The following is a 20,713-nucleotide window of genomic DNA, read 5'->3' on the forward strand; positions in this document are numbered from 1 at the left end:
ATGAAAATATTATATGCCATTCAAGGTACAGGAAACGGCCATGTAAGTAGAGCAAAGGAAATTATACCGGCATTATTAAAACGCGCTCAGGTTGATGTTTTAATTAGTGGAACTCAAGCCGAAATAACATTGCCTTACGATATAAAATATGCATATAAAGGTTTAAGTTTTTATTTTGGGAAAAACGGTGGTGTAGATATTTTTAAAACTATAAAAAAAAATAATATTTTCAGAGTTATAAAAGAAATCAAAAGCTGTCCTGTAAAAGAATATGATTTAATAATCAACGATTTCGAGCCAATATCTGCCTGGGCCAGTTATTTTAAAGGAGCAAAAAGTATTTCTTTAAGTCATCAAAGTGCATTGTTTAGTAAAAATGTTCCAAAACCTTCACATCTTGATTTGTTAGGAAGTTTTATAATTAAAAATTATGCCAGATGTAAGGATAATTATGGTTTTCATTTTCAAAAGTACAACAGCAAAATATACACTCCAATTATTAGAAGTGATATAAGGTTGTTAAAAAGAGTTGAGAAAGATCATTATACGGTTTATCTACCTTCTTATTCTGACGAAAAACTTATTAATGTATTGTCAAAAATTAAAGGTATTAAATGGAAAGTTTTCTCAAAACATACCCTAAAATATTATCAAAAAAAGAATGTTTATATAAAACCTGTAAACAGTAAAAAATTTGAAAAAAGCTTAGCAACAAGTAAAGGTATTTTATGTGGAGCAGGATTTGAAACACCTGCTGAAGCTATTTATTTAAAAAAGAAATTGATGGTAATTCCTATGAAAAATCAGTACGAGCAACATTTTAATGCAAAAGCATTAGAAGAATTAGGAGTTCCTGTTTTAAAATCTTTAAAAAAGAAATTCGTTCCTGAAATTAGAAGTTGGATTGAAAGTGATAAGAAAATTGAATTAGAATTTCCTAATGAAACACAGCAAATTATTGATCATATTTTATATGATTACATAGCTGAAGAAAGAGATGTTATTAGTATAAAAAATACGCCTATTAGTGTAGACCAATAGGCGCTTAAAATTTATTTTACTTCGTAAGTTTCTCCGGAAAAGAACAAATCATCTGTCTTCCTAAAATTAGAATTGGCTTTAACCTGAGCAGTTAATGCATTTTCTCTTTCTTCTAAAGTTACATCATCAAAACTTCTGATAATACCTGTAGCTAATGGATATGCTAATCTAACAAGCATTTGGTGTAAAGTAGGATCTTGTTCTTTAGCATTGTGTACTAAAATATCTTCCTGAGTTATACCATTTTCGCCAATAGTTACTACTTCTAATTTTAAACCATTTAATACTAAACCTTTGTCTTTGTTTTTACCAAATATCATTGGTTTTCCATGCTCCAAATAAATTTGTTTATCTTCTTTTACATCTTTATCGGTATATTTCGTATAACAACCATCATTAAAAATTACGCAGTTTTGTAAAACTTCAATTAATGATGTTCCTTTAAATTTATGTGCCTCAATAAATATTTGAGTCATATCTTTAGGGTTATTACCTCCAATTCTGGCAAAAAAACGAGCTTGAGCTCCTATAGCTAATTCACCTGGAGAAAATGGTGGTTGTGTATTTCCGTAAGGAGATGATTTTGTTTTTTGTCCAACTAATGATGTTGGAGAGAATTGACCTTTGGTTAATCCGTAAATTTCATTATTAAATAATACAATATTTAAATCGATATTTCTTCTTAAAATATGTATAAAATGATTTCCTCCAATTGCCATAGCATCACCATCACCTGTCATAATCCAAACGCTTAGATCAGGGTTTGCCAATTTAACTCCAGATGCAATTCCGGGAGCTCTACCATGAATACTGTGCATTCCATAAGTATTCATATAATATGGAAAACGTGAAGAGCAACCAATACCTGAAATAAATACCACATCTTCTCTTTTTACACCCATTTCAGGAAGAGCTTTTTGCATAGATCTCAAAATAACATAGTCATCACAACCCGGACACCATCTAACTTCTTGGTCACTTGTGAAATCTTTAAACGTATATTTTTTTTCTGCTGTCGTTTCCATTATTTTACTAATTGTTTAAATTTATCCATTAATTCAGTATTTCCAAATGGTAAACCTTGAATTTTATTGAATTGTAAAAATTCAATACCACTAAAATTCATTCTTAAAACATTTGCAAATTGACCATTATTTAATTCGCATACAATAACCTTTTTAAATTTACTAAAAACTTCTTTAGTGTTTTTTGGTAATGGGTTTATGTAATTGAAATGTGCAAAACCAATATTTTTACAGCCTTCTTCGTTTAATTGTTTTACCGCAGATAAAAGTGTACCATAAGTTCCTCCCCAACCCACAACCAATAAGTCGCCGGTTTGAGCAAATTCAACATTTAAATTCGGAATATAATTTTGAACTCTTTTAATTTTTTCGGCTCTTGTTTTGGTCATTAACTCATGATTTTCTGGAACATAAGAAACATTTCCTGTTAAACTGTCTTTCTCTAAGCCACCAACTCTATGTTCTAAACCAGGTGTACCAGGTATAGCCCAATCTCTAGCTAAAGTTTCTTCATCTCTGTTGTATGGATGCCAATCAGTTTTCGCTTCTTTAACCATTTTATGGTTAATATCAGGCATTTCAGAAACAGTTTTAATTTTCCAAGGAGCTGAACCGTTTGCAATGTAACCATCGGTTAAAAGTATAACAGGAGCCATGTGTTCCAAGGCAAGTTTTGAAGCCATATAAGCATAATTAAAACAATTGGCAGGTGTACTTGCAGCTATAACAATTACAGGGCTTTCACCATTTCTTCCATAGAGTGCTTGTAGCAAGTCAGATTGTTCAGTTTTAGTTGGTAAACCTGTAGAAGGACCACCTCTTTGCACATCAACAACTACTAAAGGTAATTCTATCATCATTGCTAAACCTAAAGCCTCACCTTTTAGTGCTAATCCAGGTCCTGATGTTGTAGTAATGGCTAAATCACCGGCAAAAGAAGCTCCAATTGCTGATGCAATTCCTGCAATTTCATCTTCTGCCTGAAAAGCTTTTACACCAAAATGTTTATGTTTTACCAGTTCATGTAAAATATCTGTTGCCGGGGTAATTGGATAAGAACCCAAAAATAATTCTAATCCTGATTTTTCAGCAGCAGCTAAAAATCCCCATGCAGTAGCTGTATTACCCATAATTATTCTATAGGAACCTGAAGGCATTTTTGCAGGAGAAATTGTATATGAATTTGGAATTAATTCTAAGGTTTCGGCAAAAAAGTAACCGGCATTTAAAACTTTAGTATTCGCTTCTATTAAATGAGGTTTAGTTTTGAATTTTTTATTAAAAAAGTCGATGGTATGTTGTTTGGATCTTCCATACATCCAATAAACCATACCTAAAGCAAACATATTTTTACTTCGAGTAATGGATTTATTATCTAATCCTTCAACATTTTTTAAAGCCTCTTTTGTTAAAGAAGTCATATCTACTTCTATAACTCTGTAATTTTCTAAACTACCATCTCTTAGAGGGTTGGTCTCATAAAGAGCTTTTTCTAAATTCTTTTTTGTAAAAGCATCAGTATCTACAATAATTGTATGTCCTGGTTTTACAGCATGTAGATTCGTTTTTAAGCCTGCCGGATTCATTGCAACCAATAAATCTACATTATCACCGGGTGTGCTAATTTCAACACTTCCAATATGAACTTGAAAGCCTGAAACTCCATATAAACTTCCTTGTGGAGCTCTAATTTCTGATGGGTAATTAGGGAATGTGGCAATGTCATTACCAAACATTGCAGAAGTGTCAGAAAATTGAGTTCCTGTTAACTGCATTCCATCACCTGAATCACCAACAAATCGGATAACTACCGCTTCCAATGTTTTCGGCTGGTGATTTTTTTTAGCTGTAATCATAATATATGCTAGTTATTAAATGTTTTTTTATTTTATTAAAAATAGTTTTATACTTTTATGTAAAGTTATCAAATATAATTTTACTTTTTAAACTGGTAAATGACTTTTGTCACATACACTTGTGTAAAAATGACTAATTTTGTAATACAAGTAAATAAGAAATAAATAAATATTAAATTTTTTAAACATGGCTATTAAAATAACCGACGAATGTATTAACTGCGATGCTTGTATTTCAGAGTGTCCTAATAATGCGATTTATGAACCAGATAGTGAGTGGGCATATTCAGACGAAACTTCATTAAGCGGATCAATTACTTTACCTAGTGGCGGTGATGCTGATGCTGATGAAATGCACGAACCATTATCAGATGAATTTTATTTTATTGTAACTGATAAATGTACTGAGTGTAAGGGCTTTCATGACGAGCCACAATGCGCTTCTGTTTGTCCGGTTGATTGTTGTGTGCCTGATGAAGACCACGAAGAAACCGAAGAACAATTACTTGCTAAAAAAGCTTGGTTACACGGAGAATAAGTTTGTTTTAAAAACAGATAAAAAAAGCACCAATTTTTCGGTGCTTTTTTTGTGGAGAAGATGGGGCTCGAACCCACTACCTCTTGGCTGCCAGCCAAGCGCTCTAGCCAACTGAGCTACATCCCCAATAATATTGTAAAAGTAAAAAATTAATCGTTTAGTTTTAAAACGGCCATAAACGCTTCTTGAGGAATTTCAACATTACCTACTTGGCGCATACGTTTTTTACCTTTCTTTTGTTTTTCTAACAATTTACGTTTACGAGAAATATCACCTCCGTAACATTTTGCTGTTACATCTTTTCTCAATGCTTTAACAGTTTCACGTGATATAATTTTAGCACCTATTGCTGCTTGTATAGGTATATCAAATTGTTGGCGTGGTATTAACTGGCGTAATTTTTCACACATTTTTTTACCAATACTATATGCATTGTCTGCGTGAATTAATGCTGAAAGCGCGTCAACCGATTGTCCGTTTAATAAAATATCAACTTTAACTAATTTTGAAGCTTTCATTCCTGTTGGATGATAGTCAAATGAGGCATACCCTTTTGATACTGTTTTTAGTCGATCGTAAAAATCGAAAACAATTTCAGCTAAAGGCATTTCAAAAGTTAGCTCAACTCTTTCAGGTGTTAAATAGGTTTGGTTGGTTATTTGTCCTCTTTTTTCAATACATAAACTCATTACAGGGCCAACAAAATCAGCTTTAGTAATTATTGTGGCTTTTATAAAAGGTTCTTCTACTCGATTTAATTTAGAAGGTTCCGGTAAATCGGAAGGGTTATTTACTAAAAGTACAGTATCAGGATTTTTATTTGTAAAGGCATGATATGATACGTTTGGTACAGTTGTAATAACTGTCATATCAAATTCACGTTCTAAACGTTCCTGAATAATTTCCAAATGTAACATTCCTAAAAAACCACATCTAAAACCAAATCCTAATGCTGCAGAACTCTCTGGAACAAACACTAAAGAAGCATCGTTTAGTTGTAATTTTTCCATAGAATTACGAAGTTCTTCATAATCTTCAGTATCTACAGGATAAATACCGGCAAATACCATTGGTTTTACATCTTCAAAACCTTCAATTCTATTTTTGGTTGGATTTAAAGCATCAGTAATGGTATCGCCAACTTTAATTTCACTGGCAGTTTTAACACCGGTAATTAAATAGCCTACATCACCTGCCTTTATGCTTTGTTTTGCAACTTGATTTAATTTTAATGTACCAACTTCATCGGCAAAATACTCTCTTTTAGTTGCCATAAATTTGATACGTTGCCCTTTTTTTATTTCACCGTTCATTACTCTAAAATAAGTTTCAACACCTCTGTAAGAGTTATAAACAGAATCAAAAATAAGTGCTTGTAATGGAGCGTTGATATCTCCTTTTGGCGCCGGAACTCTTTCAATAATGGCTTTTAAAATATTTTCTACACCAAAACCGGTTTTTCCACTGGCATGAATTACTTCATCAGGATTGCAGCCTATTAAATCTACTATATCATCTGTAACTTCTTCAGGATTTGCGCTAGGTAAATCAACTTTATTTAAAACAGGAATAATTTCTAAATCGTGCTCTAATGCCAAATATAAATTGGAAATGGTTTGTGCTTGTATGCTTTGTGCAGCATCAACAATTAATAAAGCACCTTCGCAGGCAGCAATTGAACGGGAAACTTCGTATGAAAAATCTACGTGACCCGGAGTATCAATTAAATTTAATATATATTTTTCGCCTTCATATATATAATCCATTTGAATGGCATGACTTTTTATAGTGATACCACGCTCACGCTCTAAATCCATATTATCTAATAACTGAGCTTGTTCTTCACGTGCAGTTACTGTACCGGTAAAGCCTAATAATCTATCGGCTAAAGTGCTTTTACCGTGATCGATATGTGCAATAATGCAAAAATTTCTAATATTTTTCATTCTTCGTATTCCTGTCTACTTTATTTGGCGCAAATATAACCAAATATTTGTTCTAAAAATGAAAATTAAAACGAGTCGTGGTTTGGGTAAACAATTGATGCATCTTTTCTTACAGCATCTAAAATTTCCATTAGGTCTAAACTAAATTTATTATCTAAAACAGGACTTTCAATAAGGTTTTTATCCAAACATTCCATTACATGAATGGCTTCAAATTGATACCCCATATTTGGACCGGCATTAAAATCAATTTGTTTAGTAGTGCCGTTAAGGTTTAAAAGGATAGAATCATTAGAGAACCTGTCGTATTTTATATATCCTTTTTCAAAACATAATTCGGTATCGTTTTTATAGCTAGTTTCAAAACTGGATGTTAAAACAGCATAAGCACCATTTTTATAGCCAAAAAGCATAGAAATACTTTTTTCGGAACCTGTAGGGCTAAAACTTGGCAGTGTTTTTATAGTTTCGGGTTTTCCTAAAAGCATTAGCGAAGTAAAAATAGGGTAAATACCAATGTCTAACAACGATCCGCCACCTAAATCAAGATTGTAAAGTCTGCTTTCAGGATTGTATTCTCCATAATACATAAAATCGGACTTAACGAATTTTAACTTTCCTAAATCTTCAGTATTTATTATTTCCAATACTTTTTTGAATTTAGGTCTAAAAGCCACCCAAAAAGCTTCCATTAAAAAGGTATTATTTTTTTTAGAAGTTTCAATCATTTGTTTCACTTCTTTAGAGTTCATGGCAAAAGCCTTTTCGCATAAAACAGCTTTTTTGTTGTTGAGACAAAGCAACGTATGTTCAAAATGAAATGAATGAGGCGTTGCAATATAAACAACATCAACTTTAGGGTCTTTTACCATTTCTTCGTATGAGCCAAAAGCTTTTTCAAAACCAAATTCATTTGCAAAACTTTTAGCATTTTCTAAATTTCTTGAAGAAGCTGCGTATAATGTTGCATTTGGTAATGCTTTCAATTCTAAAGCGAATTTTTTAGCAATTTTACCACAACCTAAAATTGCCCAATTGTATGTTTTTAACATGATTTATATTTTTAGTCAACCCAATCTGCTATAAATAAATTGGTGTCGTGTGTTCCGTTATTATTTCTGTTTGATGAGAATACGAGCTTTTTACCATCGGGTGAAAACATTGGAAAAGCATCAAAAACAGCATCGTAGCTTATTTGTTCTAAACCTGTTCCATCAACGTTAATCATAAATAAATTAAAACTTCTTTTAGATTTGTGATTTGATGAAAAAATGACTTTTTTGCCTGAAGGATGAAAAAATGGTGCCCAGTTTGCACTTCCTAAATCGGTAATTTTTCGCAAGTCACTTCCGTCAACATTGCAAATATACAGTTCCATATTTGTAGGTTGTACCAATCCTTCAGCTAATAAATCTTTGTACTCTTTTATTTCTTCGGCGGTTTTTGGGCGCGAAGAACGGAAGATTAATTTAGTTCCATCAGGAGAAAAGAAAGCTCCACCATCGTAGCCTAACTCGTGAGTTACTTGTTTAATATCGGTTCCATCAATATTCATAGTAAATAATTCTAAATCACCTGTTCTAGTTGAAGTAAACACAATTTTATCACCTTTAGGAGAAACAGTTGGCTCGGCATCATAACCCTTTTCAAAGGTCAATTGTTTTAATTGATTACCTTTTGTATCAGCTGCAAAAATATCATACCCTTCATAAATAGGCCAAATATATTTATTTCCATAATCTTCTTTATTTGGAACAGGAGGACAGTTTTTATCGGCTAAATGAGTAGAAGAATAAATAATTGTAGAATCTCCCGGTAAAAAATAACTACAAGTTGTTCTGCCTAAACCTGTACTTACCAGTTGAGGTTTTTGTCCTTTACTTAAATCATCATCAATATTCATAGTAAAAATTTGGTCGCATTCCAACCCCCAAACATTACTAGCCTGAAAAACTAATTTTTTTCCGTCAAAACTCCAGTAAGCTTCTGCATTATCGCCTCCAAAGGTTAGTTGTTTTATATTTTTTAAATGTTTTTCTTGTGGATAATGCAACATATTTACAATTTTTGTTGCTCCGGATTTAGCGTCGTATGATTTATTTTGAGATGATTTGCACCCTAAAAAAAGTACAGATACAATTAGTAGCGATAATTTTAGTTTCATTAGTAAAATTTTATAAAATCAAAAATACAATTTATTTTGAAGTTAAAAGTTATTAGTTTGCTCTTGGAATTGAAAAGTTAATTTAGATTTGAAACTTAGACAAACTTAGCTTCTTGACAAGTAATTGTACATTTTTAATTATCAATTCTTAATTGAAATTGCGTTAGGGATTGAAACGGCATCCTTTTTTATGAAACGCAGTAGAATAAAAAAGATATAGTGAAAAGCCCGACCTGTAAGGGAACGCCCAAATATAGTTAGTGTTAAAAATAATTAGTAATTTTGCGAACCTAAAATTTTGATTTGGTTAAAATTGGAGACATAGAATTAACTGATTTTCCGCTTTTATTAGCGCCGATGGAAGATGTAAGTGATCCGCCATTTAGAGCATTGTGTAAAGAGCAAGGCGCTGATGTGGTGTTTACTGAATTTATTTCTTCGGAAGGTTTGATACGCGATGCCGCAAAAAGTGTGAAGAAGCTGGATATTTATGAAAAAGAACGTCCGGTTGGAATTCAAATTTTTGGTGCAAACCTCGAATCGATGTTGCAAACTGTTGAAATTGTTGAAAAATCGAATCCTGATATAATTGATATAAATTTTGGTTGTCCGGTAAAAAAAGTAGTAAGTAAAGGAGCCGGAGCAGGAATTTTAAAAGATATTGATTTGATGGTAAGCCTTACGGAAGCTATGGTAAAACATACCAAATTGCCTGTTACTGTTAAAACACGTTTGGGTTGGGATACGGATTCTATTAAAATTGTTGAGGTTGCTGAACGGTTACAAGATGTTGGTTGTAAAGCTATTTCAATTCATGGACGTACGCGTGCTCAAATGTATAAAGGTGAAGCTGATTGGGCACCAATAGCTGAAGTAAAAAATAATTCGAGAATGCATATTCCTGTTTTTGGAAATGGTGATGTAAACACACCTGAAAAAGCTATGGAAATGCGTGATAAATACGGTTTGGATGGCGCAATGATTGGTAGAGCAAGTATTGGAAATCCTTGGTTTTTTAAACAAGTGAAACACTTTTTTGAAACAGGAGAGCATTTACCTGAAATTACCATTGCTGAACGTGTTGAAATGGCGAAAAGACATTTGCAAATGGAGATTGATTGGAAAGAAAGTGAAATTGTTGGTGTTATGGAAACACGCCGTCATTACAGCAATTACTTTAGAGGAATTCCGCATTTTAAAGAATACCGTTTAAAAATGGTTACTTCAGATTCTGCTCAAGAAGTATATAATGTATTTGATGAGGTACTACAAAAATTTTCATAAATTTAGATTGTGAAAAAATTACTCCTTCTAACTTTTATAGTTGTAGCTTTTGTTAGCTGCAAATTAAAAACGCATTCTCAAAATACGTTAAAACCTATTCATGTTATTTCGTTAAATATATCGGAACCATCAGGAATTACTGTTTTTAACAATCAATTATATATTGTAAGTGACCAAACAGGGAATATTTACAAAACAGGATTGGATGGGGAAATTGTATCAAAAATTAAAACAAAATATACTGATATTGAAGGTGTTACTGTAAGTGATAAAGGCGATTTTTTTATAGTTGATGAAGCTAAAAGAAGAATTATTAAATTAGATGCTAAAGGTAAACTTATTGACAAATTTAAGATAAAAGGAAAACAAAAATTTAATAATAGTGGCTTGGAAGGCATTTGTTTTAGTAAGTTAGAGTATTCTTTTTATGTGATTAATGAAAAAAGCCCAACACAGTTATTAAAAGTAAATTCTGAAGGAGAAATTATAGAAGCTGTTACATTAAATTTTGCAAAAGATTTATCAGGGATTTGTGTTGATAATACAACTGATACTTTATGGTTGGTTAGTGATGAGTCTTATGCTATTTACCATATCGAAAAAAATGGAAAACTAATTAATAGCTATAAAATTCCTGTAAACAAAGCAGAAGGAATTGTTATTTATAATGATGAAATTTATGTGGTAAGCGATAGTGCAGAGGTTTTATATATCTTCAAAAAACCTTTATAAAAATTATTCAACTAATTTTTGAGTAATTCTGCTACTTGCAATTTTAGCTGCTAAATACCCTAAAATTATAATGGTAAAAATAACAGCAATTATATTACTGAATGTAAGTTCAACCGGATACGCTAAATGTTGAGTTATCATAAAAAAATGATATTTTTTTTGCAACAACACAAGTAATATACCTATTGAAAGCCCAATAAAAAGTCCGAATAGTGAGAGCAAAAAACCCTGATAAATAAACACTCGTTTAATATCTTTAACGGTAGTACCCAAACTATATAATGTTTTTAAATTATCTCTTTTATCTAAAATCATCATAATAATTGCTCCAATTACATTGAATAAAGCAATAATTAAAATAAGTGTAAATACCAAGTACGATACTAAATTCTCGGTATTTAGCATTTTATAAAAAACAGCGTTTAGTTGTTCTCGTGTTTTTAAATTGAACTGGCTGCCTAGTTTGGTTTGAAGTTCGCTAATAATTTTTTCTCGTTCGTTTATATTATTAACTTTTAATTCAATTGCTGAAATTTGATTAGGAGTGTAATTGAGCAAATCTTGAGCCAATTCTAATGAAGTAAATGTGAATTTTTTGTCAATTTCTTCAGTAAGCGAAAAAACACCTATTGGTTGCGTATTTATTTTATTAAAAGCATTTTTAGGATCAATATAACCGCTGCCCGGTTTAGGAACATATATTTTTAAAGGTTCTAAAAAATCAAATACACCAACCGAAAGTAAATTAGAGATTCCGTTACCAACTACAGAACCATTCGGAATTTTTTTATCTAACCACGTTCCGGTATAAACAGTGGTATCCATTCTATTTACATAAGTGTAGTTAGTGTCAACACCTTTAATATAAGCAATATGAGTTCTATCATTAAAATCAAAAAAAGCACGCTCTTCAATAACCTTTGAATATGAAACAATACCACTTTGATTGTTTAGAATATTCTTGATTTTCTCATTAAACAAAAAAGATTTTCCTTTAGCCAAGCTAATTTTAATATCAGGATCTGAGGTATTTAAAAAACTGACACTAAAAGTACGTAACCCCGAAAACCCGGAAAGCACGATAAATAAAGCTAACGTACCAACAATAACTCCTATAGTTGCAATTAAAGTTATAATATTTATGGTATTGTTGCTGCTTTTAGAAAATAAATATCGTTTAGCTATGTATAAAGGGAAATTCAAGCTATCGTTTTTGACGTTTATCTAATATTTCCGGATGTTTTATTGGATTTTCTTTTTCGCCTTTTAAAGCACTGTCAATATCTTCAATATAATCTAAACTATCATCAATATAAAAAGATAAATCGGGCATACGCCTTAATTGATCACGAGTTCGTTTAGCCATTTCGTGTCTAATTGCAGAAGTATTATCTTTAATACCTTCAATTAAAATTTCTCTTTTTAACTGCGGAAAAATACTAAGATATACTTTTGCTTGTGATAAATCGGAAGTTACAAGAACTTTGGTAACAGATATTATAACTCCTTTCATCCCATCACGTGCGGCTTGTTGTAAAACTTCAGCTAAGTCTTTTTGTAAAACACCTGCTATTTTTTTTTGTCTGTTTGTTTCCATAATGCAAAGATAATAGTTAAATGTACACAAATTTTGTTTTTGTTTTTTTGCTGAAATAAAATTATTTCAACCTAAAAAATAAGGCTAACGGTTTTATTGCGTTTTAAATTCAGTAAATTTGATTAATAATGATTGTTAAAATGGAAAAAATAGAACACATTGGTATAGCAGTTAAAGACCTGGAGAAATCTAACGAACTTTTTAAAGGAATTTTTGGAAAATCTCATTACAAGGTTGAAGAAGTTGAAAGTGAAGGCGTTAAAACATCTTTTTTTGAAGTTGGACCTAATAAAATTGAATTGTTAGAGGGCACAAATGAAAATAGCCCAATAACAAAATTTATTGAGAAAAAAGGAGAAGGAATCCATCATATTGCATTTGCTGTTGAAGATATTTTAAGTGAAGTGAAACGTTTAAAAAATGAAGGTTTTATAGTGTTGAATGAAACTCCAAAAAAAGGAGCAGATAACAAACTTGTGGTTTTTTTACACCCAAAATCAACTAATGGTGTTTTAATTGAACTTTGTCAGGATGCAAATTAAAATAATGCAAATTTCATAGGTAAAATGCACTGTAAAAAAACTAAAATTCAGTAATTAACAACTAACAAGTAATTTGTATATTGCAAACTCTTTAATAAACATTGCTTTTGGACAATTCATTTGAAAAATATCAAAAAAGAAGACTGCGTTCATCATACTTTTCTGTAGTTATAAGTATTGCTTTGGTATTGTTTTTAGTAGGCATTTTAGGTTTAATTGTAATAAAAACAAAGAGTATATCAGAGCACTTTAAAGAGAAAGTTGCAATTACCATTTTTTTAAAAGACAACGCTAAAAGTAGTGATGTTGAAATTTTACAAGCCGAATTAAAAAAAGCTGAATATACCAAAGATGTAATTTATATTTCAAAAGAAGAGGCTGCTAAAAAATATAGCGAAGATATAGGTGAGAATTTTCTGGAATTTTTAGGGGAAAATCCGTTAAAAAACGCCATTGATCTTTCCTTAAAATCGGACTATGTAACTCCCGAAAAAATGGCTGATATTGAGAAAAATATGTTGATAAGAAGCATTGTTTCCGAAGTTACTTATGATAAACCTTTAATAGAACTACTCACCAAAAACATTAGCAGGTTAAGTTTTTGGATGTTGTTATTTAGTGCACTTTTTGCTTTAATTGCAGTAGTTTTAATTAATAGTTCCATAAGGCTTTCGGTATATTCAAAAAGGTTTACGCTAAAAACAATGCAAATGGTGGGTGCTACCAAACAGTTTATTAGAGTACCTTTTATATGGAAAAGCATTCAATTAGGAATTATAGGTGCATTGGTGGCAATAGCAGGTTTAATAGTGTTTATAATGTATGTTAACAAAACTATTCCTGAATTGGAATTGTTAAGCAGCTATAAAATTTTAGGAATTTTATTTGCAGGTATTATAGCTTTGGGAATACTAATTACCTGGATAAGTACATTTTTTGCAACTCAACGCTTTTTAAATTTAAGAACAGACGAACTTTATTATTAAAATGGCAAAAGAAAAAAAACAAGGAAATAAAAGCGAATTTCTTTTTACTAAGAAAAACTATATAATTATGCTAATTGGTGTAGCTTTTATTGCTTTAGGATTTATATTAATGGCAGGTGGCGGAAGCGATAATCCTGAAGTTTTTAACGAAGAAATATACAATTTTAGAAGAATACGTTTAGCACCAACTTTGGTTATAATTGGTTTAGCTATAGAAATTTATGCTATAATGGCTAAATCGAAAAAATAAGCATGAATTATATTGAAGCGATTATTTTAGGAATAATTCAAGGACTTACCGAATTTTTACCTGTGTCATCAAGTGGGCATTTGGAATTAGCAAAGGCAATTTTAGGAGATACCTCAGTGCCGGAAGAAAGTTTAATGGTTACAGTAGTGTTACATTTTGCAACGGCATTAAGTACAATTGTAATTTTCAGAAAAGATTTATGGGAAATTATTACAGGTTTATTTCAGTTTAAATGGAATGAAGAATTTAGATTTTCAATAAAAATAATTCTTTCAATGATACCTGCAGTATGCGTTGGCTTGTTGTTTGAGAAAGAGTTAGAGTCTTTTTTTGGAGGTAATATTTTGTTAGTAGGTTTTATGCTTGTAATAACCTCCTTACTTTTATTATTTGCCGATAAAGCAAAAAATACCACAAAAGACGTATCCTTTTTTAACGCAATAGTTGTAGGTGTTTCACAGGCATTGGCTATTTTACCCGGTATATCAAGATCAGGAGCTACAATATCGTCTTCGGTTTTATTGGGAATTGACAGAACCAAAGCTGCACGTTTTTCATTTTTAATGGTTGTGCCTCTTATTTTTGGAAAAATTGGAAAGGATATAATGTCTGGCTCTATTGATTTTCACAGTTCAAAATTTGGAGTTCTAAGTGTAGGTTTTATTGCTGCATTTTTATCGGGTTTATTTGCTTGTAAATGGATGATTACTTTGGTTAAAAAAAGTAAACTTTCGTATTTTGCCTTATATTGTTTTATTGTGGGTGTAATTGCCGTAGTTATAACCTTTTATCAAAATTAATGACCTTAGACGATTTTAAAAACGGACAAGTTATTTTAATTGATAAGCCTTTAGAGTGGACTTCCTTTCAAGTAGTAAATAAACTTAGGTGGAATATCAGACAAAAATTCAATATTAAAAAAATTAAAGTAGGTCATGCCGGAACTTTAGATCCGCTAGCAACAGGATTATTAATAATTTGTACTGGTAAATTCACAAAAAAAATTGACGAATATCAAGCTCAAGTTAAAGAGTATACAGGAGAAATTACTTTAGGTGCTACAACACCCAGTTACGATTTAGAGACTGAAGTTGATCAAACTTTTCCTATAGAGCATATAACCGAAGAGTTAATTTATAATACTGCTAAAAAATTTATTGGTGAAATTGATCAAAAACCTCCTATATTTTCAGCCATAAAAAAAGAAGGAAGACGATTGTATGATATCGCTAGAGAAGGTGGAACTACAGAAATAAAATCAAGAAAAATTACTATTAACCAGTTTGAAATTACGGATATAAATCTTCCGAAAGTAAAATTTAGAGTGGTTTGCAGTAAAGGCACATATATTCGTTCTTTAGCATACGATTTTGGGAAACAACTGAACTCAGGTGCTCACTTATCTGAATTAAGACGGACTAAAATAGGTGATTTTAAAGTTGATAATGCAGTTACTGTTGATGATTTTATTGATAATTTATAAAGTATAGTTATAAAAGTTTACCCAACCAACTATCCATTATATTAATTTCCCAGTCGTATTCCAATTCTTCTTTTGTGGTAATTAAATTATTAAAAATAGTGGCATTGGTTGAAACAGCCTTATTTTTAATAAGTTTTTTAAATTCTATCAATTCTTTATATTGTACAAACTCACCTTGTTTAAAGCATACGTTAATTTTATCAAGTAAAATGACTTCGTATTGCTTTTCTAAGGATTGTATAAAATCTGTTAATTTGTTGTGAGCTTCTATGCTTAAGCTGTTTTCAGCATCATCAACGGTTATAATAATAAACCTGTCGTATTTTAACGAGTAAGCACAAGTAACAGGCGTGTTTTTATCTTCCCAATTGGTTAAAAATTTCTCTAAACTTTTATGTATTTCAGAAATTTCTTTTTCGTAAAATTTTCTGCTAGATGGGAATATCCAAATTTTCGAGTAATCAGGAATGTTATTAAAATCTATAATCATTGAGATAATTTAATGCTCAAAGATATTCAAATTATTTATTGAAATGTTAAGAAGCTTTTAATATATCTAATATGTCTTTTTGAGTACTTAAACCTTTGTCTTTATTGTACCAAATTTGTAAATCCTTTTTAAATTCGGCATCCAAACTACCATTTTTATCTTTATAATCTTGCACCATTTTTGTTGCGATAGAAGGTCTTGGCCCCCAAGAAGTAATTACATTATTTTCTGAATCTACTAAAATAGTTTTTGGAATAGATTTGCTTCCGTTAGTTAAAAACTGATTCATTAAATCTTCGTTCTCATCTCTCAACACAATTTTCAAATCAATTTTATCTGAAGCCTCTGCTATTTTATTTAATATTGGAACAACTTGAGCAGCATCTCCACACCAACCTTCAGCAATTACTAAAAAAGTAATTTTATTAGTCATTTCATTTAAAGAATTCTGAGTTTCTTCTGAAATCTTTAAAGTTTTATCTAACCTATCCATTCTTTTATCATTCAACAAACTATATTCTAATAAAAATTCAGACTGTTCTAATCCTGTAGATTTTTCTTCTAACAATAGTTTTTTTATTAACAAACGGTATTCATTATAATTAATTCCTTGTTCTAAACTATTGGTTATTATTGTATTATTCATTATTTTTTTATTATTTTTATTACTTTAATTATTGACGATTAATTTTGTAAATACTTACTTTAAACAACATTATTAAAGTGAATGCAAAGATAAACTTAGTAATTCAAGTGCAAATGTAATTATTGTTACAAATAATAAAAGATAAAAAAGTCTTTTAATCTTTAAAAGGTGATTTTTATCATATTTTAAATGCTTGTACAATAGTACTTTTGCGATTAACAAACTTAACAAACAAACAAAAACAATGAAAAAAATCAAACTAATCTTTCCAATTTTAGCAGTATTGGCACTTTTTTTAGTCTCCTGCGGCGGAAATGAAAAAAAACAAGAAGTTAAGGAAACTTCAACAGAAGCAGTTCCAGAAGAAAAAGGACAATCTACAGTTGTAGACAACGTTTCAGCAGCAAACGCTTTACAAGTAGCAAAATCTCTAGATGATTTTAAAACATTAGTTGTAGCAATTGAGGCTGCCGGCGTAGAAGATGCCGTTGTAAATGTAGGCCCGCTTACAATATTTGCACCAGTAAATGCCGCTTTCGACAAGTTACCAGAAGGAACTGTGGAATCTTTGTTACAACCTGAAAACAAAGAAAAATTGGCGTTTATATTAAAAAATCATGTAGCTCCAGCAAACTATCCTGATACACAACTTAAAAAAGAAGCTAAAAAAGGACGTAAGTTATATATGGCTTCTGGAAAATATTTAGTTGTTGAAAATAAGGAAGATGGTATTTATGTTGGTGGAACAAAAGTATTAAAAACAGTACAAGTAAGTAATGGTTGGATTCACGTAATTGACAACGTTTTAGTTCCAGCCGAATAATTAATTTAAGAATAAATAATAACTAAAAAATGAAATTAAAAGTATTAGTAGTAGCATTAGTTGTAGCAATTGTATCTAGCTGCGGAAGTGATGGAAAAAAAGAGGAAAAATCAACAACTCCTAACCAAGAACAAAAAGAAGTAGTTGAAGTTGACCCAATGAAAGACAAAGGTATAGGACCTATAACAAGTATTACTCTTGCTGAAATTGACGAGGCAATGGCCGAGGAAGGTAAAGCAATATTTACTTCAAAATGTTCTGCTTGTCATAAAATGAGCAAACGTTTTGTTGGACCTGGTTTGGCAGGAGTTACAGAAAGAAGAACTCCTGAATGGATAATGAACATGATTCTAAATCCTGAAGAAATGGTTGAAAAAAACCCAATAGCAAAACAATTATTAGCTGAGTATTTATCTCCAATGGCAAACCAAAGTTTAACGGAAAAAGAAGCTAGATTAATTTTAGAATACTTTAGAACAGTAAAAGCTGAATAAGCATTAACACAAACTATAAAACAAACAATTAATAATATGAAAACAATTTTTAAGTCTTTACTTGCAATTACAGTACTTTCAATAGTATATAGTTGTGGTAATGGAGGTTCAAATAAAGGATCTCAAGGTGCACTATCAAGTAGTGCTGCAGAGAAAGTTTATGTAGCTCCAGGTGAACATGATGAATTTTATGCTTTTGTATCAGGAGGTTTTAGTGGACAATTAGCGGTTTATGGTCTTCCATCTGGACGTTTATTTAAAGTAATTCCTGTTTTTTCAGTTGATGCTGAAAAAGCGTATGGTTTTAACGAAGAAACAAAACCAATGTTAAATACTTCTCACGGATTTATTCCTTGGGATGACTCTCACCATCCAGACATTTCGCAAACTGCAGGTGAATTAGACGGCCGTTGGGTATTTATTAATGGTAACAATACACCTCGTATTGCTAAAATTGATTTAACAACTTTTGAAACTACAGAGATTATTGAAATTCCAAATTCAGCAGGTAACCACAGTTCATCTTTTGTAACTGAAAACACTGAATATGTTGTTGCTGGTACGCGTTTTTCTGTACCTTACCCTCAAAGAGATATGCCAATTGATGAGTACAAAGGAAACTTTAAAGGTGCTTTAACTTTTATTTCTGTTGACCCTGAAGATGGTGGAATGGATTTAAAATTCCAAATAATGATGCCTGGTTTTAACTACGACTTATCGCACCCAGGAAGAGGAAAATCTCACGGATGGTTTTTCTTTACAACATATAATACTGAAGAAGCTAACTCATTATTAGAAGTAAACGCTTCTCAAAACGATAAAGATTTTATTGCAGCTATTAACTGGAAAAAAATTGAAGAATATGTGAATAATGGTGGAGGAACAAAAGCCCCAACTAAATACGCACATAACGTTTATGACGAGCATACACATACTGCTACATCAACTATAAAAGAAGAAGTAGTTGTCGTAAACCCATCTGATGTTCCTGGAGCAATTTATTTCTTACCAACACCAAAATCTCCTCACGGTTGTGATGTTGATCCTTCTGGTGAATATATTATTGGTAGTGGTAAATTAGCAGCTGAATTAACAGCACATTCATTTACAAAAATGTTAGCAGCTATTGAAGGTAAGAAATTTGATGGAGATGCATACGGAATTCCTATTTTACAATACGACGAAATTTTAGCAGGTGCTGTAAAACAACCTGGTTTAGGCCCATTACATACAGAATTTGACGGACAAGGTAATGCATATACTACATTCTTTATTTCTTCAGAAGTTGTAAAATGGAAATTAGGAACTTGGGAAGTAATTGACAGAAAACCAACGTACTATTCTGTAGGTCACTTAATGGTTCCTGGAGGAAATTCAAGAAAACCATTTGGTAAATATGTATTAGCAATGAATAAAATTACTAAAGACCGTTATTTACCTACTGGTCCTGAAGTAACACAATCTGCACAATTATATGATATCACAGGTGAAAAAATGGAGCTATTGTTAGATTTTCCAACAATTGGTGAGCCACATTATGCTGCAGGTATTCCAGCAGATTTAATAAAGCCTAATTCTAAAAAAATATACAAATTAGAAGATAACAAACACGAATTTGCTGTTAAGAGTGAAGCTGAAACAAAGGTTGTTAGAAATGGTAACGAAGTTCATATTTATATGACTATGATTCGTTCTCACTTTGCACCAGATAATATTGAAGGAGTTCAAGTTGGTGATAAAGTATATTTCCACGTAACAAACTTAGAACAAGATTACGATGTTCCTCACGGAATTTCTATGATTGGAGCTAACACATCTGAACTATTAATTATGCCAGGACAAACTGAAACATTTGTTTGGGAACCTAAGCAAGTTGGTGTATGGCCATTCTATTGTACAGATTTCTGTTCAGCATTACACCAAGAAATGCAAGGTTATGTGAGAGTCTCTCCAAAAGGATCTGATGTTCCAATTACTTATACATTGGATGGTGACCCTGTAGATGCAGAGTAATAAATAAAATGAATTATTAAAAAGCAATTTTAAACGGGCAAGGAATTAAAACTACTTGTCCGTTTATAATAAACTGTCATAAAAAAAACGAAAATCTAATAATTTTCAACATAAGTTTTTAAAATTAACTTTCAGCAGATTTTAAATTAATATTAAAACTTAAAAATAAGTAATGAAAAAATCTAAATTATTAATGATAATAGGTTCGCTTCTATTATTAGGTTTGTTTGTATTTCCTTTATGGAATATAACTTTAGAAGCGCCTCAATATCCTACACCTTTAGGAATGGATATTTATATAAACAAATTTGCTGATACACACGAATTTGATATTAAAAACATCAACTTAATGAATCATTATGTTGGAATGCAATACATCCCTGAAACCATTCCAGAGTTTAAAATATTTCCAATAGCTATATTGGTTATGTCTGCTTTAGGAGTTATTATTGGTTTTTTAGGTAATCACAAACTATTTTTAGTGTGGTTTGTAGTAATGGCTCTACTAGGAGTTGCAGGTATGTATGATTTTTATTTATGGGAATACGATTATGGTCATAATTTAGATCCAAAAGCAATTATGACTTTTAAAAATCCGGATGGTTCTGTAATGGGATTTCAACCTCCATTATTTGGTTCAAAAGATATTTTGAATTTTAAAGCGCATTCATATCCAAGATTAGGAGCGTACTTTTTATTTGTTGGAATGTTTATGACTTTAACAGCCTTTTTCATTGGGAAAAAAGAACCAAAATCCTAATTAAAATTTTACTTAAATTTCAAAACGGATATAACTTTCAAAA

General features: G+C 31.1%; 22 protein-coding genes and 1 tRNA gene. 13 read left to right on the top strand and 10 right to left on the bottom strand.

All coding sequences use genetic code 11. From position 1 onward, the window contains the following. Window positions 1-1,041: a glycosyltransferase family protein gene (locus HGB55_RS05655; RefSeq protein ID WP_168815505.1), complete on the top strand. Its 1,041-nt coding sequence runs from the start codon at window positions 1-3 to the stop codon at window positions 1,039-1,041. An 11-nt stretch (window positions 1,042-1,052) separates the two neighbouring features. Here HGB55_RS05655 and HGB55_RS05660 read toward each other — a convergent pair whose 3' ends face one another. Then, complete coding sequence (locus HGB55_RS05660) at window positions 1,053-2,066, bottom strand: 2-oxoacid:ferredoxin oxidoreductase subunit beta (RefSeq protein WP_168815507.1); 1,014 nt, start codon at window positions 2,064-2,066, stop codon at window positions 1,053-1,055. After that, window positions 2,066-3,922: a 2-oxoacid:acceptor oxidoreductase subunit alpha gene (locus HGB55_RS05665; RefSeq protein WP_168815509.1), complete on the bottom strand. Its 1,857-nt coding sequence runs from the start codon at window positions 3,920-3,922 to the stop codon at window positions 2,066-2,068. The genes HGB55_RS05660 and HGB55_RS05665 overlap by 1 nt, the downstream gene beginning before the upstream one ends. A 187-nt stretch (window positions 3,923-4,109) precedes the next feature. Between HGB55_RS05665 and HGB55_RS05670 the strand changes: the two genes are divergently transcribed. Then, window positions 4,110-4,460, top strand: a complete 351-nt coding sequence (locus tag HGB55_RS05670) for a 4Fe-4S binding protein (RefSeq protein ID WP_168815511.1) — start codon at window positions 4,110-4,112, stop codon at window positions 4,458-4,460. 52 nt (window positions 4,461-4,512) lie between these two features. Here the strand turns inward: HGB55_RS05670 and HGB55_RS05675 are convergent. The 4 genes from HGB55_RS05675 to HGB55_RS05690 all read right to left on the bottom strand — a co-directional run bounded on the left by HGB55_RS05675 (window position 4,513) and on the right by HGB55_RS05690 (window position 8,570). Next, window positions 4,513-4,586 (bottom strand) — tRNA-Ala (locus tag HGB55_RS05675). A 23-nt stretch (window positions 4,587-4,609) separates the two neighbouring features. Then, window positions 4,610-6,406, bottom strand: coding sequence for a translation elongation factor 4 (gene lepA, locus HGB55_RS05680; RefSeq protein ID WP_168815513.1), 1,797 nt, complete (start codon window positions 6,404-6,406; stop codon window positions 4,610-4,612). Between the two features lie 65 nt (window positions 6,407-6,471). Continuing rightward, window positions 6,472-7,458, bottom strand: a complete 987-nt coding sequence (locus tag HGB55_RS05685; protein ID WP_168815514.1) for a Gfo/Idh/MocA family protein — start codon at window positions 7,456-7,458, stop codon at window positions 6,472-6,474. A gap of 11 nt (window positions 7,459-7,469) precedes the next feature. Then, entirely contained in the window at window positions 7,470-8,570 is a 1,101-nt protein-coding gene (locus tag HGB55_RS05690; RefSeq protein ID WP_168815516.1) for a PD40 domain-containing protein, read from the bottom strand. A gap of 303 nt (window positions 8,571-8,873) precedes the next feature. Here HGB55_RS05690 and dusB point away from each other — a divergent pair, with 303 nt between their 5' ends. Both dusB and HGB55_RS05700 read left to right on the top strand, forming a co-directional pair. After that, window positions 8,874-9,854, top strand: a complete 981-nt coding sequence (gene dusB / locus HGB55_RS05695; protein ID WP_168815517.1) for a tRNA dihydrouridine synthase DusB — start codon at window positions 8,874-8,876, stop codon at window positions 9,852-9,854. Window positions 9,855-9,863: 9 nt separating this feature from the next. Continuing rightward, window positions 9,864-10,586: an SdiA-regulated domain-containing protein gene (locus HGB55_RS05700; protein WP_168815518.1), complete on the top strand. Its 723-nt coding sequence runs from the start codon at window positions 9,864-9,866 to the stop codon at window positions 10,584-10,586. Between the two features lie 3 nt (window positions 10,587-10,589). Here the strand turns inward: HGB55_RS05700 and HGB55_RS05705 are convergent, their stop codons facing one another. Both HGB55_RS05705 and rbfA read right to left on the bottom strand, forming a co-directional pair. Next, window positions 10,590-11,789, bottom strand: coding sequence for an ABC transporter permease (locus HGB55_RS05705; protein ID WP_168815519.1), 1,200 nt, complete (start codon window positions 11,787-11,789; stop codon window positions 10,590-10,592). Window position 11,790: 1 nt separating this feature from the next. Then, window positions 11,791-12,183, bottom strand: coding sequence for a 30S ribosome-binding factor RbfA (rbfA, locus tag HGB55_RS05710; RefSeq protein ID WP_168815520.1), 393 nt, complete (start codon window positions 12,181-12,183; stop codon window positions 11,791-11,793). A gap of 140 nt (window positions 12,184-12,323) precedes the next feature. Between rbfA and mce the strand changes: the two genes are divergently transcribed. From mce to truB, 5 genes are all read left to right on the top strand, one after another. Then, a complete protein-coding gene (mce, locus tag HGB55_RS05715; protein ID WP_168815521.1) occupies window positions 12,324-12,725 on the top strand; it encodes a methylmalonyl-CoA epimerase in 402 nt (133 codons plus the stop codon). A 107-nt stretch (window positions 12,726-12,832) separates the two neighbouring features. After that, window positions 12,833-13,711 (top strand): ABC transporter permease, encoded by an 879-nt coding sequence (locus HGB55_RS05720; protein ID WP_168815522.1) that lies wholly within the window; start codon window positions 12,833-12,835, stop codon window positions 13,709-13,711. Window position 13,712: 1 nt separating this feature from the next. Continuing rightward, a complete protein-coding gene (locus tag HGB55_RS05725) occupies window positions 13,713-13,961 on the top strand; it encodes a DUF3098 domain-containing protein (protein WP_168815524.1) in 249 nt (82 codons plus the stop codon). A gap of 2 nt (window positions 13,962-13,963) precedes the next feature. Beyond that, entirely contained in the window at window positions 13,964-14,761 is a 798-nt protein-coding gene (locus tag HGB55_RS05730) for an undecaprenyl-diphosphate phosphatase (protein ID WP_168815526.1), read from the top strand. After that, window positions 14,761-15,444 (top strand): tRNA pseudouridine(55) synthase TruB, encoded by a 684-nt coding sequence (gene truB / locus HGB55_RS05735; protein ID WP_168815528.1) that lies wholly within the window; start codon window positions 14,761-14,763, stop codon window positions 15,442-15,444. The genes HGB55_RS05730 and truB overlap by 1 nt, the downstream gene beginning before the upstream one ends. Before the next feature lie 7 nt (window positions 15,445-15,451). Here truB and HGB55_RS05740 read toward each other — a convergent pair whose 3' ends face one another. Next, window positions 15,452-15,934 (bottom strand): ABC transporter ATPase, encoded by a 483-nt coding sequence (locus HGB55_RS05740; RefSeq protein WP_168815530.1) that lies wholly within the window; start codon window positions 15,932-15,934, stop codon window positions 15,452-15,454. A 46-nt stretch (window positions 15,935-15,980) separates the two neighbouring features. Beyond that, window positions 15,981-16,580: a thioredoxin family protein gene (locus tag HGB55_RS05745; RefSeq protein WP_168815532.1), complete on the bottom strand. Its 600-nt coding sequence runs from the start codon at window positions 16,578-16,580 to the stop codon at window positions 15,981-15,983. A 244-nt stretch (window positions 16,581-16,824) separates the two neighbouring features. Between HGB55_RS05745 and HGB55_RS05750 the strand changes: the two genes are divergently transcribed. The 4 genes from HGB55_RS05750 (at window position 16,825) to HGB55_RS05765 (ending at window position 20,670) form a co-directional block, all read left to right on the top strand. After that, window positions 16,825-17,403: a fasciclin domain-containing protein gene (locus HGB55_RS05750; RefSeq protein WP_168815534.1), complete on the top strand. Its 579-nt coding sequence runs from the start codon at window positions 16,825-16,827 to the stop codon at window positions 17,401-17,403. Between the two features lie 29 nt (window positions 17,404-17,432). Next, window positions 17,433-17,897 (top strand): cytochrome c, encoded by a 465-nt coding sequence (locus HGB55_RS05755; protein ID WP_168815536.1) that lies wholly within the window; start codon window positions 17,433-17,435, stop codon window positions 17,895-17,897. Window positions 17,898-17,933: 36 nt separating this feature from the next. Next, complete coding sequence (gene nosZ / locus HGB55_RS05760; protein WP_168815538.1) at window positions 17,934-19,910, top strand: Sec-dependent nitrous-oxide reductase; 1,977 nt, start codon at window positions 17,934-17,936, stop codon at window positions 19,908-19,910. Window positions 19,911-20,082: 172 nt separating this feature from the next. Then, entirely contained in the window at window positions 20,083-20,670 is a 588-nt protein-coding gene (locus tag HGB55_RS05765; RefSeq protein ID WP_168815540.1) for a hypothetical protein, read from the top strand. The last annotated feature ends 43 nt before the right edge of the window (window positions 20,671-20,713 follow it).

This window comes from Lutibacter sp. B1, from assembly GCF_012524075.1.
Lineage (GTDB): Bacteria > Bacteroidota > Bacteroidia > Flavobacteriales > Flavobacteriaceae > Lutibacter.